This window comes from Ruegeria sp. BG11 (genome assembly GCF_056538565.1).
The window spans coordinates 212,474-224,922 of sequence record NZ_JBQFTH010000005.1; the positions used below are offsets into that span (position 1 = coordinate 212,474).

Below are 12,449 nucleotides of genomic sequence, written 5' to 3' on the forward strand. Positions count from 1 at the left end.
ACGAGCGATAGTCCTGCCATGCGCCGCACTCTGTTTCTGCTGATCTTCAGTCTCGCCGGTTTGGGCGTCCTGCTGTGGCTTGGTACGTGGCAGGTCCAGCGTCTGGCTTGGAAACAAGAGAACCTGTCCGAGATTGACGGCCGCATCGCGGCTGAACCGGTTCCTCTGCCACAACAGGTTTCAGAGGATGAGGACAAATATCTGCCCGTAACAGTCTCGGGTGATATGGAGCCGGGCGAGATCCACGTTCTGGTCTCGGTCAAGCAAGTAGGGGCCGGGTATCGCATCATCCAGTCGTTCAGCACCGAGGATCGTACCATTTTGGTGGACCGGGGTTTTGTGCCAACCACGGCCAAGCAGACTTACCGTTTGACCGGCCCGATGGAAGTTACAGGCAACCTGCATTGGCCCGATGAGATCGACAGCTACACGCCCGATGCCGATATCGACAGCAACATCTGGTTCGCCCGCGACGTACCCAATCTGGCCGCCGCTCTGGGGACTGAGCCTATCCTGCTGATCGCTCGGTCTCAGACCGACCCGGGCGTGACCCCGCTACCGGTCGACACGGCCGGGATTCCCAATGACCACCTTCAATATGCAATCACATGGTTTGGACTGGCCCTCGTCTGGGCTGCAATGACCGGATACTTCCTGTGGCGCAATCGCGCCCCTTCTGAGAGTGACCCGCAATGAAATACATCTCGACCCGTGGCCAAGCGCCGGAACTGAGTTTTGAAGAGGCGATGCTGACCGGGCTGGCCCGTGACGGTGGCCTGTACCTGCCCGCTGAAATCCCAACGCTCAGCCATGACGAGATCGCCGCCATGGCCGGGCTTTCCTACGAGGAGATCGCGTTCCGCGTGATGTGGCCCTATGTCAGCGGTTCCTTCGCAGAGGATGAGTTCAAACAGATCATCGCCCGCGCCTATGAAGGCTTCGGCCACGACGCCCGCGCGCCGCTAAAGCAGTTGAACGAAAACCACTTCTTGTTGGAGCTGTTCCACGGGCCCACTCTGGCCTTCAAGGACTTCGCCATGCAGCTGATCGGTCAGCTGTTCCAGGTGGCCTTGAAACGCCGCAATGACCGCGTGACCATCGTCGGCGCGACCAGTGGCGATACTGGTTCGGCCGCGATTGAGGCATTCCGTGGCCTGGATGCGGTGGATGTGTTCATCCTCTATCCGCACGGACGGGTGTCCGAGGTGCAGCGCCGCCAGATGACGACGCCAGCGGACAGCAATGTCCACGCGCTCGCCGTGGATGGCGATTTTGACGATTGCCAGGCTGCGCTGAAAGACATGTTCAACGATTTTGACTTCCGCGACAGCGTGAAACTGGCAGGCGTGAACTCGATCAACTTTGCTCGCGTTCTGGCGCAGATCGTCTACTACTTCTCTGCCGCCGTCAGCCTCGGCGCGCCACATCGCGAGGTCAGCTTCACCGTGCCAACCGGCAATTTCGGGGACATCTTTGCGGGGTATCTGGCCAAGCGCATGGGTCTACCCATTGACCGTTTGGTTGTGGCGACCAACCAGAATGACATTCTGCATCGGTGTCTTTCGGGAGAGGGGTATTTCAAAGGCGACACCATCCCCTCAATCAGCCCGTCGATGGATATTCAGGTCAGCTCGAACTTTGAACGCGCGCTGTATTATGCCTATGGCGAGGATGGCAGCGCCGTCGCCCAGTTGATGGATGAACTGAAGACCGGAGGTTTCAACGTCAGCCAAGGGGCGATGGAAGCGCTGCGCGAAAGCTTCGACTCGGGCCGCGTGTCCGAAGATGAGACGCTGGAGACGATCAAACACACGTTGGCTCACAGCGCTGAACTGGTCTGCCCGCACACGGCCATCGGTATCAAAGTGGCCGAGCAGCATCGCGCGGCAGATGTGCCGATGATCACTCTGGCCACGGCACACCCCGCGAAATTCCCGGCTGCGGTCGAGAAGGCGAGCGGCGAACATCCGCCTCTTCCCTCCCGCATGTCTGATCTGTATGAACGTCCGGAACGGGTGACGCGGATTGCCAACGATCTGGGTGCCCTTGAGGAACATATCAAAGGGCATATCGCCGAGTGACTGTCAGACAAGACCAACTGAAGAACGGCTTTCGTATCGTCAGTGAACATATGCAGGGGCTGCAATCGGCGGCCATCGGCATCTGGGTGACCGCCGGAGGGCGGCATGAGCGGATCGAACAGAACGGCATCGCGCATTTCCTTGAACATATGGCGTTCAAGGGAACCGCACGCCGTTCCGCGTTGCAAATCGCCGAGGCGATCGAAGATGTGGGCGGGTACATCAACGCCTATACCTCGCGCGAGGTGACGGCCTATTACGCCCGCGTTCTGAAAGACGATGTGGCGCTGGCCATGGATGTGATCGGCGACATCGTTCTGAACCCCGTCTTTGACCCGCGCGAGATCGAGGTTGAGCGCGGCGTGATCCTTCAGGAGATCGGTCAGGCCTATGACACGCCCGACGATGTGATTTTCGACTGGCTGCAGGAACAGAGCTATCACGACCAGCCGCTGGGCCGCACCATCCTCGGTCCGTCTGAACGGGTGAGTTCCTTCTCGCGAGAAGATCTTTCAGGCTTCGTGGCCGAGCACTATGGCCCTGAACAAATGATACTGTCTGCGGCGGGTGCTGTGGATCACGACGCGCTGATGAAAATGGCCGAAGAGATGTTTGGCCACTTGCAACCGCGCAAGGGCCTGATCCCCGAAGCCGCTCGGTTCACCGGTGGTGAGGCGCGGCAGGAGAAAGATCTGGAACAGGCGCATTTTGCTCTGGCGCTGGAAAGCCCCGGTTATCGCGACGATGAGATCTATACCGCTCAGATCTATTCGACAGCGTTGGGCGGCGGCATGTCCTCGCGCCTTTTCCAGGAGGTGCGCGAGTCGCGCGGGCTCTGCTACACGATCTTTGCGCAGACCGGGGCCTATGCGGATACTGGCACCACCACGATCTACGCGGGGACGTCTGCCGATCAAGTCGCAGAGCTGGCAACCATCACAATAGACGAGATGAAGCGCGCTGCTGATGACATGAGCGAAGAAGAAGTAGCCCGCGCCCTTGCGCAGATGAAAGCCGGGATGCTGATGGGTCTGGAAAGCCCCTCGAACCGAGCTGAGCGTCTGGCGCGTCTGGTGCAGATCTGGGGACGAGTACCTTCGCTTGAAGATACCGTCGCCAAGATTGATGCCGTCAGCACCGAGGATGTCCGGGCCTTCGCTGAACGTATGGCCGTTCAGGCCCCGGCAGCTTTGGCTCTCTATGGTCCGGTCTCGGGCGCGCCATCCTTGGTAGAACTGCAGGAGAGGCGTGCGGCGTGATGCTGTTAGGCAGGCGCAAGCTGAGACTTGAAACTGCGCGGCTAAGGCTGCGCCCGCCTGTGCATTCCGACTTCAACGAATGGGCCGCTCTGCGCCGCGCCTCAGAGGAGTATTTGACCCCCTGGGAGCCGATCTGGGCGCAGGACCATTTAAGCCGCAAGTCTTTCACCAACCGGGTCTATTGGGCGCAGCGCTCGGTCGCCAGCGGAACCGCAATCCCGTTGTTTCTGTTCCGCCGTTCAGATGACGTGCTGGTGGGGGCGGTCACACTGGACAACATCCGCCGCGGTCCTGCGCAGGCTGGAACCCTGGGCTATTGGACCGGGCAGAGCTTTGCGCGCAACGGCTATATGCGAGAGGCCATCGGAGCGGTCGTTCATCACGCCTTCTCCCGTCTGGACCTGAGCCGGATTGAGGCGGCCTGCTTGCCCGAAAACAAACCCTCTCGCGGGCTGCTGGAAAGCTCGGGTTTCAAATACGAAGGCGTGGCGCAGTCCTATCTGCAGATCAACGGACGGTGGCGGACGCATGTTCTTTACGCCAGCTTGCGGTCGGACCGGCGGGGCAGGACGGACGCGGGGTAGGGGGCTCTGCCCCCGTCGCGGCACGCCGCGCCTCCCGCGGGATATTTTTGGCCAGATGAACAAGGGGAATGACTTGGCGGAGGGATGCGCTACACTCTTCCTATGCGCTGGATTGTGGCTGTATTGATATTTCTCTCGGGTGCGGCTGCGGCGCAGGAGCGGCGGCCGAGCCATTGCATAGCCATAGCTGATGCAGCACCTGGGATTGAATATCTGCACAAGGTAGCGTGGCAAAATCCGGTGCCGGAGTTTTCGGTGCGGATCAGCTATATCGCGCATGCCTCCTTTCTGATTCAGACTGCGGGTGGGCTGAACGCGGTCACGGATTTCACCGGGTTCATCGGCAGCGCTGATCTGATCCCCGATGTCGTGACGATGAACCATGCGCACAGCACTCATTGGACGGCGCACCCGGACCCAGCCATTCCGCATGTGCTGCCGGGGTGGGGTGAGTTCGGGCAGGGGATCGACCATCATCTGGATCTGGGCGAGATGCTGGTGCGCAATGTCTCGACCGATATCCGGTCGTCCTATGGTGGGGTAGAGGAGAAGGGAAACTCGATTTTCGTGTTCGAGGTCGAAGGGCTGTGCATCGGTCATTTGGGACACTTGCATCACGTGCCCTCGGATGAGCAGTTTGCCGCGCTGGGGAGGTTGGATGTTGTGATGGCGGCCGTGGATGGCGGGACAACCATGCCTCTGCCCGAGATGATCTCGGTCCTCAAGCGGCTGAAAAGCTCGGTGATTATTCCTATGCATTGGTTTTCCGGTTTCTCGCTGGATCGCTTTCTCGTCGATATTCGCAATGACTTCCCGGTTGTACGCGAAGGTGTGTCAGAGCTGACCGTCTCGCTGCGCAGTTTGCCGGACCGGCCCACAGTTGTCGTGCTAGAGCCGCAATATCTGATCGATCTGGAATAGGGCTTGCCGGTCGCGCGCATGTTGGGCAAGGAAGGCGAATGGATTTGAACCCCGCAGATGCCAAGCTTGCTGACTCCATTCGCGCTGAATTGGGCGATGATGTGTTGCGTCCGGTTTCTGAACGTTACCTGGAAGAGCCGCGCAACCGGTTTGCAGGCGAAATTGGGCTGTTGGCCCTGCCGCGCAACGTGCAGGACGTGGCGGCGCTGGTACGGCTTGCTTCGGATGCGCGCGTGCCGGTTGTGCCCTATGGCGGCGGCACGGGCTTGGTAGGTGGGCAGGTCATGACCTCCGGTCCGGCACCGTTGTTGATCTCACTGGAGCGTATGGCTGCCATTCGTGCGGTTTATCCCACCGAAAACGTTTTGATTGCCGAGGCTGGGGCCGTTCTAGAGGACGTTCAGGCCGCGGCAGAGGCGGCGGACAGGCTGTTTCCCCTGTCTCTGGCCGCGCAGGGGTCGTGCCGGATCGGTGGCAACCTTGCGACCAATGCCGGGGGCGTCAACGTGCTGCGATATGGTAATGCACGTGATCTGTGTCTGGGGCTAGAGGCGGTGTTGCCCAGCGGTGAAATCTGGCATGGGCTGAGCCGGTTGAGAAAAGACAACACGGGCTATGATCTGCGCAATCTGTTGATCGGGTCCGAGGGGACGCTTGGGATCATCACCGCGGCCTCTCTCAAGCTGTTTCCTCGGCCTACCAAGGTCGGGACAGCGATGTTTCAGGTGGCCTCACCCGAGGCTGCGATCGACCTGCTGGCCCTGACGGGCGATTTGGTGGGTGAGACGGTCAGTTCGTTTGAACTGATCCACCGGCAAGGGTTGGATTTCCTGACCGAGGTGCTGGCCGATGTGCGCCAGCCATTCGATACGCCACCCGAATGGAGCGTTCTGATCGAACTTGGATTGGCGGCCGGACAGACCGCGTCTGAGCGTTTGGAGGCGATTTTCACCGCTGCGGAGCCTCGGGGCTTTGTCCACGATGGCGTGATTGCTCAGAGCGAGGCGCAGCGCCGCGCGCTGTGGGCTGTTCGTGAGCGTATCCCTGAGGCCAACCGCCTGATCGGGTCCGTCTCAAGCCACGATATCTCGGTCCCGATCTCGACCATCCCCGAATTCATTCGGCAAGGGGCCGAGGTGATCGGCGCGTTAGGTCCGTTCCGTATCAACTGTTTCGGGCATTTGGGCGATGGCAACCTGCACTATAATGTCTTCCCGCCCAAGGGTCAGAGCCGCGATGCCTTTGATGGCCACCGCAAAGTGGTGAAGAGCGCGGTTCATGATCTGGTTCACGCGTTTGAAGGCTCGGTCAGCGCGGAACACGGGGTAGGGCGGTTGAAGGTCGAGGACCTAGAGCGCTATGGCGATCCCGTCAAACTTCAGGCGATGCGAGGGATCAAGGCTGCGTTGGACCCAAAAGGGATTATGAATCCCGGAGCGATCCTGAAGGCGTAGACACGGCCCGAACGGTCCGGACCGTGTCTGATTGCTTTATGACGCGGGCAGAATGACCTTGTCGATCACGTGGATTACACCGTTTGATGTCTCGATATCAGCCTGAACGACGTTGGCGTCATTCACCATCACGCCCGAATCTAGATCAATCGTGATATCGCCGCCCTGTACCGTGGCCGCGGTCATGTCGTCGGACAGATCGCCCGACATCACTTTGCCCGGCACCACATGGTAGGTCAGCACGGCGACCAACTGGTCTTTGTTTTCGGGCTTCAGCAGGTCGGCCACTGTGCCTTCGGGCAGAGCTGCGAACGCTTCATCCGTAGGGGCGAACACGGTGAAGGGACCTTCGCCTTTCAGAGTGTCTACAAGTTCGGCGGCCTGAACGGCGGCGACGAGGGTTTCAAAGCTACCGGCTGAGACGGCGGTATCGACGATGTCTTTGCCATGACCGTCTGCCATTGCGGATGTGCCCAACAGGATTGTTGCGACGCTAGCGACTGCGAGTTTGCGGAACATTTTATGGTCTCCCAAATTAGAAATGCTTCAAGCAGCATCAATCGGGATACGGCGATCTGCGCATACGGATCACGCGTTTTGCGCAAAGAATTGCCTTGAACAGTCGCGAAACAGCGCTAAGCCAACGCTGTTTCAAATTTCAATACAATAATATGTGAGTTTTTTCGGCTCACAGACCTTCGAATTCACATAGGACATGAACATCCATGCCCATATCCTCAAGCACTTTGCGCCCGCCCAGTTCCGGGAGGTCCACAATAAACGCGCAAGAGATGATCTCGCCCCCCAACCGTTCGATCAGTTTGATGCCAGCGCCAGCGGTGCCGCCAGTTGCCAGCAGGTCATCGACGACTAAGACCTTTTCGCCGGCTTGGATGGCGTCATCGTGGATCTCGACGATCGCCTCGCCATATTCCAACTTGTAGTCTTGGCTGATCGTGGTGCCGGGCAGCTTGCCCTTTTTGCGGATGGGAACAAAACCGACGCTCAACTGGTGTGCAATAGCGCCGCCCAGAATAAAACCGCGCGCTTCAAGCCCGACGACCTTATCGATCCGCTCGCCCGCATAGGGGTGCAGCATCTGGTCGATGGCCATGCGAAATCCGCGCGGATCGGCAAACAGGGTGGTGACGTCGCGAAACATGATCCCTTCATGAGGGAAATCGACGATGGTTCGGATGTAATCCTTGACCGAGTTGTTTCTGGACATGAGGCACCCCTTTGGCATCAGAACACGCGGGGTGTTTGGCCCATTGGCGTCAACCTTGCAAGGATAGAATGCTGCCTGCGCCTATCTGCGCCGGTTCGGAACGGCCTTTGCTAACCCGTAGTACCGGTACAGCGTGGCGGGCAGCCACGACAGGTGAGGTTTGCGCCAATTGCGCTGGTCTCTCAAAAGAAATGCTTGAGCCGCATGAAGGTTCATTGCCAAAATCCTTTTTTTGTTGTTAGGTGCCCGATATCTACATCCTATATGCTATGTATATACATTGCATCGCGGAGAGAATCAAGTAGTTTGCGGGATTAAGGCGCGTGGCGAAGAAAGACGGTAAGGGTTCTACCAAGAAAAACAGTCAGTTGGTGTTGCGTCTGGACAAGGACGAACGTGATGCCTTTGTCGAATTGTGCAAAGAGCTGGACACGTCAGCTGCACGCGAAATCCGCCGCTTTATCCGCGGGTTCATGAAAGAAAACGCAGACGACTAGGCGGGCCGCCGCAGAACAGCCGTCGCAACGCCCATTCCGATCAGAGCCAGACCTCCGAACCGTGTCATCGCGTTGATCACGCTAGCGCGCCCGATCATGAGTCGCAGTCGATCGGCCAGAAGCGCGTAAGCCAGCGCGTTCAGCCAGGCGAGGCCCACGAAGGTCGCAATCAGGATCGCGAATTGAGGGCCCAGGGGTTCGGCTGGGCGCAGGAACTGCGGGACGAAGGCGATGAAAAATGCGATTGATTTTGGGTTTAGGGCGGTAACTGCTGCCGCATGTCCGAAAACCCCGCGCGCGGTAACATCACGCCCTGTTTCAACCGGGTTCAACCCACCCGATGGCGCGCTGCGCAACAGTTTGATGCCCAACCAGACCAGATAGGCGGCTCCGATCCACTTCAACACAGAAAACAACGTGGCAGAGGCCAGAACTAAAGCGCCCAAACCCAGCAGAGACGCTGTCATCGCGACAAGATCACCAACGGCAACCCCGGTGGCCGAGGCAACCGCCACGCTGCGCCCTTTTGATAGCGCATAGCTGAGAACCAGCAGCACGGTCGGTCCGGGGATCAGCAGCAACGCGGTCGATGCGGCCACGAAAGCCAGCCAGAGTTCTAAAGACATGGTCCATCCTGTTCCTGTTCGCCTCGCAGCAAGCCCTCACACGGGGCAGGCGTCAAGCGGTTTCAGCCTCGCCCAGTAATTCTAAAGGCCGGATTAAGCCTGATACATCTCTCTTGAATCCCGCGCATCGATGCCCAGACTGATAAGACGGATGAACGGAGGCCCCGATGGAGCAGACTCAGAAAATGACGCACGACCAGACAGCGCGGCTGAGAAAAGGCGCGTTTGTCCTGATTGCGGTGATCGCGGCGCTCTATGTGTTGGCCGTGGTTTATATGTATGTGAATCAGCGCGATCTGCTGTTCAAACCATCCGGCGCGTTGCCTGAGCCCAGCTCGGTCGGTTTGGCGGATGTCGAGGTCCTGTCGCTGCCCATGCCGGATGGCACCGACCTGGCGGTCTGGTCCGCGCCTGCAGTGGCTGCGGGTGCGCCGACCGTTCTGTTTTTCCATGGGCAAAGCGGCAATCTTGGGGACCGCGCCGACCGGCTGCGCGAAATCCTGAACAGCGGCTTTGGTCTGCTCGCGCCCAGTTATCGAGGGTTCCCCGGCAGCGATGGCACTCCGTCCGAGGCCGCTTTCGTCGCTGACGGTCTGGCCCTCTATGACCAACTAAGCGCGCAGGGCCAACCCGTTGTGCTCCACGGTCAGAGCCTTGGAACCGGCGTCGCAGCGGCTGTTGCCGCGCAGCGCCCCGACGCGGAGCTACTGGTTTTGGAGGCACCGTTTACCGCAACCGTTGATGTCGCGGCCGAGCGCTACCCGTGGTTACCTGTCTCACTTCTCATGCAGGACAAGTTCGCCACACGCGACATTATCGGCCAGATCGAGGTGCCGACGCTAATCTTCCACGGCACCGAGGACATCGTGGTCCCGCCACATCACGGAACAGCGCTTGCCGAAGGAAGCGAAGCGGAATTGTTCATTATCGAGGGCGGCACCCACAATGATCTCTGGTCGCATGGCTTGTGGCAGACCGTACAGGACAATCTGCCCCCACTGTAAGACTACAGAACCCGGCCCGCCACCGCGTCCAGCTTTGCCAGCACGGTCAGGTCGCGATCTTCCGGGGCCGTCAGGATCGCGTGGTCCAAGGCCCTGTCACAACCATGCGGGCAGGGCGTGCGGATCGGGCCCAACAAGGCCGGTAGTCCTTTTACCAAAGCTCGACCCTTTTCTGCATTCACGGTGAGGGTTGCAATGATCGAGGTCACGTCGACCTCGCCATGATCAGGGTGCCAGCTGTCATAGTCAGTCACCATCGCGATCGAGGCATAGCAAAGCTCGGCCTCGCGGGCGAGTTTCGCTTCTGGCATGTTGGTCATGCCGATCACATCGCAGCCCCACTGTTCGCGGTACATCTTGGACTCGGCCAGGGTCGAAAACTGCGGCCCCTCCATCGCCAGATAGGTGCCGCCGTGATGCACGGTGATGCCGGCGGCTATTCCGGCCTCTTCGCAGGCATTCGACAAGCGCGGGCAGGTCGGATGCGCCACGCTGACATGGGCGACGCAGCCGGTTCCGAAGAAGCTTTTCTCACGTGCAAAGGTCCGGTCGATGAACTGATCCACGATTACGAAATCACCGGGCGCCATATGCTCTCGGAAAGATCCGCAGGCCGAGACCGAGATCACATCCGTCACACCCAGCCTCTTTAACGCGTCGATATTGGCGCGATAAGGCACTTCGGTTGGTGAATGGATGTGTCCACGCCCATGGCGCGGCAGGAACACCATATCGACCCCTTCCAATGAGCCGGTCAAAACCTCATCGGAGGGCGCCCCCCATGGCGTATCGACCCGAACCCACTCCGCATTTTCCAGCCCGTCGATGTCGTAAATGCCTGATCCGCCGATGACGGCGATTTTTGTTTGGGTCACGTTGGGTCTCCGCTGCTCAATCCATGCGGGAAAACTCTGCGGGTCACAGACGAAATTGGCAAGTGGTCTCAGCCATTTGCACCTTTTCCCTGCGAGTCGCTCTGTAAAGCTATGCGATGAACGCATATCAGGGTCCCGCTGGGCGCGGTATCTCTTGGGTGCTTTGACAGGTAAAAGGCCCCCTTTCGCGCGAACATAAAGACCCATAGGACCGTCCCATGCCCCGAGCCATGCTGGCAAGCTTTGCCAACCGTATTGCCAAGCCCGATCTCCGTTGGGTGCCAGATGAGGGCCTGACCGTGTCGCGCCTGCGGATTGAGCTGCTGTCGGGCCTGACCGTCGCCCTGGCGCTGGTGCCCGAGGCCGTGGCCTTCGCCTTTGTCGCGGGCGTGCATCCTCTTGTGGGTCTCTACGCGGCCTTCATGGTTGGCCTGATTACCGCGCTGATCGGAGGCCGCCCCGGCATGATCTCAGGCGCAACAGGTGCGCTGGCGGTCGTTATGGTGGCTCTGGTCGCGCAGCACGGGGTCGAGTACTTGTTTGCAACCGTTGTTTTGATGGGCATTTTGCAGGTGATTGCCGGCGCGATGCATTGGGGGCGTTTTATTCGCCTTGTGCCGCATCCGGTGATGTTGGGGTTTGTGAACGGTTTGGCGATTGTGATCTTTCTGGCGCAGATGGGCCAGTTTAAGGTCCCCGGAACCATGGAAAACACCGGCCACGGGATGAGCGGGGGCGAGTGGCTCTCGGGCATGCAGCTTTATACCATGTTGGGTCTTGTCGCTCTGACCATGGCGGTGATCTGGGTCATGCCACGGATCACGCGTATCATTCCGGCCCCGCTGGCCGGTATTCTGGTGGTTGCCGCGCTCGTGATCGGCTTTGGTCTGGATGTGCCGCGCGTCGGTGATCTGGCCTCGATCGAGGGCGGCTTGCCTGCCTTCCACATCCCGATGGTACCGCTGAACTTCGAAACGCTTGAGATCATCTTGCCCTACGCGGTCATTCTGGCCGCTATCGGGCTAATTGAATCCCTGCTGACTCTCAATCTTGTGGGCGAGATCACGAACAAACGCGGGGGTGCCTCGCAGGAATGCATCGCTCAGGGCGTCGCAAACGTCGCCACCGGCTTCTTCGGAGGCATGGGTGGTTGCGCCATGATCGGCCAGTCGATGATCAACGTGAAATCTGGCGGCCGCACCCGGATTGCGGGTATCGCGGCTGCTCTTTTCCTGCTGATCTTCATCCTGTTCGCCTCGCCGCTGATTGAGCAAATCCCGCTGGCCGCGCTGGTTGGCGTGATGTTCATGGTGGTGATCGGGACCTTCGCCTGGAACTCATTCAAGATCATGCGCAAGGTGCCTTTGATGGACGCTTTCGTGATTGTTCTGGTGACTGTCGTTACGGTGATGGAAGACCTTGCGGTTGCGGTTGTCGTCGGCGTGATCGTTTCGGCCCTGGCCTACGCCTGGAATAACGCCAAGCGTATTCATGCCGTCACCCGCGACTCTGAGACGGAAAAGGGCGCGAAAGTCTATGAAATCCAGGGGCCGTTGTTCTTTGGCTCGTCGGACGGATTTGTTGAGCTGTTCGACGTTCCGAACGATCCCGACGTGGTCATCGTGGATTTCGCCGAAAGCCGCGTGGTCGATCAATCCGCCCTGCAGGCCATCGAAAACGTCGCTGCAAAATACGAGGCCGCAGGCAAGCGTGTGATGCTGCGTCATCTTAGCCACGACTGCCACAAGCTGCTGACCAAAGCGGGCCACTTGATGGTCGATAGCGACGATGACCCGGACTACGGCTTGGCCGTGGACTACTCGGTCCGTACTGGCATCCTGGGCGGCCACTGAGTCATTTGCGAGGCTCTGCCTTGCGCTCCGAGATATTTGTTGGCCAGATGAATGAAGGATCCCTCTG

General features: G+C 59.4%; 13 protein-coding genes. 9 read left to right on the top strand and 4 right to left on the bottom strand.

What is annotated here, in order from left to right:
* The first annotated feature begins 18 nt into the window (after nt 1-18).
* From ACR0JF_RS10295 to ACR0JF_RS10320, 6 genes are all read left to right on the top strand, one after another.
* A complete protein-coding gene (locus ACR0JF_RS10295) occupies nt 19-696 on the top strand; it encodes an SURF1 family protein (RefSeq protein WP_170659962.1) in 678 nt (225 codons plus the stop codon).
* On the top strand, nt 693-2,081 hold the full coding sequence (thrC, locus tag ACR0JF_RS10300; RefSeq protein WP_170659963.1) for a threonine synthase: 1,389 nt from the start codon (nt 693-695) through the stop codon (nt 2,079-2,081). Before ACR0JF_RS10295 ends, thrC begins: the two co-directional genes overlap by 4 nt.
* Nucleotides 2,078-3,340, top strand: coding sequence for a M16 family metallopeptidase (locus ACR0JF_RS10305; protein ID WP_170659964.1), 1,263 nt, complete (start codon nt 2,078-2,080; stop codon nt 3,338-3,340). Before thrC ends, ACR0JF_RS10305 begins: the two co-directional genes overlap by 4 nt.
* Complete coding sequence (locus ACR0JF_RS10310; protein WP_170659965.1) at nt 3,340-3,924, top strand: GNAT family N-acetyltransferase; 585 nt, start codon at nt 3,340-3,342, stop codon at nt 3,922-3,924. The genes ACR0JF_RS10305 and ACR0JF_RS10310 overlap by 1 nt, the downstream gene beginning before the upstream one ends.
* Before the next feature lie 84 nt (nt 3,925-4,008).
* Nucleotides 4,009-4,845: an MBL fold metallo-hydrolase gene (locus ACR0JF_RS10315; RefSeq protein WP_170659966.1), complete on the top strand. Its 837-nt coding sequence runs from the start codon at nt 4,009-4,011 to the stop codon at nt 4,843-4,845.
* Nucleotides 4,846-4,883: 38 nt separating this feature from the next.
* Nucleotides 4,884-6,299, top strand: a complete 1,416-nt coding sequence (locus ACR0JF_RS10320) for an FAD-binding oxidoreductase (protein WP_480669244.1) — start codon at nt 4,884-4,886, stop codon at nt 6,297-6,299.
* A 36-nt stretch (nt 6,300-6,335) separates the two neighbouring features.
* Here ACR0JF_RS10320 and ACR0JF_RS10325 read toward each other — a convergent pair whose 3' ends face one another.
* Entirely contained in the window at nt 6,336-6,818 is a 483-nt protein-coding gene (locus ACR0JF_RS10325; protein ID WP_170377886.1) for a fasciclin domain-containing protein, read from the bottom strand.
* Between the two features lie 169 nt (nt 6,819-6,987).
* A complete protein-coding gene (locus tag ACR0JF_RS10330; RefSeq protein ID WP_170477435.1) occupies nt 6,988-7,527 on the bottom strand; it encodes an adenine phosphoribosyltransferase in 540 nt (179 codons plus the stop codon).
* A gap of 323 nt (nt 7,528-7,850) precedes the next feature.
* On the opposite strand from ACR0JF_RS10330, the gene ACR0JF_RS10335 reads away from it, so the two are divergent.
* Nucleotides 7,851-8,024, top strand: coding sequence for a hypothetical protein (locus ACR0JF_RS10335; RefSeq protein WP_170659968.1), 174 nt, complete (start codon nt 7,851-7,853; stop codon nt 8,022-8,024).
* Here the strand turns inward: ACR0JF_RS10335 and ACR0JF_RS10340 are convergent.
* Nucleotides 8,021-8,650 (bottom strand): LysE family translocator, encoded by a 630-nt coding sequence (locus tag ACR0JF_RS10340; RefSeq protein WP_170659969.1) that lies wholly within the window; start codon nt 8,648-8,650, stop codon nt 8,021-8,023. The two genes, ACR0JF_RS10335 and ACR0JF_RS10340, sit on opposite strands and share 4 nt — an antisense overlap.
* Before the next feature lie 167 nt (nt 8,651-8,817).
* On the opposite strand from ACR0JF_RS10340, the gene ACR0JF_RS10345 reads away from it, so the two are divergent.
* On the top strand, nt 8,818-9,654 hold the full coding sequence (locus tag ACR0JF_RS10345) for an alpha/beta fold hydrolase (RefSeq protein ID WP_170659970.1): 837 nt from the start codon (nt 8,818-8,820) through the stop codon (nt 9,652-9,654).
* A gap of 2 nt (nt 9,655-9,656) precedes the next feature.
* On the opposite strand, the gene ACR0JF_RS10350 is transcribed toward ACR0JF_RS10345, so the two are convergent.
* Complete coding sequence (locus ACR0JF_RS10350) at nt 9,657-10,529, bottom strand: S-methyl-5'-thioadenosine phosphorylase (RefSeq protein ID WP_170659971.1); 873 nt, start codon at nt 10,527-10,529, stop codon at nt 9,657-9,659.
* A gap of 218 nt (nt 10,530-10,747) precedes the next feature.
* On the opposite strand from ACR0JF_RS10350, the gene ACR0JF_RS10355 reads away from it, so the two are divergent.
* Nucleotides 10,748-12,382: a SulP family inorganic anion transporter gene (locus tag ACR0JF_RS10355; RefSeq protein WP_170659972.1), complete on the top strand. Its 1,635-nt coding sequence runs from the start codon at nt 10,748-10,750 to the stop codon at nt 12,380-12,382.
* Nucleotides 12,383-12,449 lie beyond the last annotated feature (67 nt).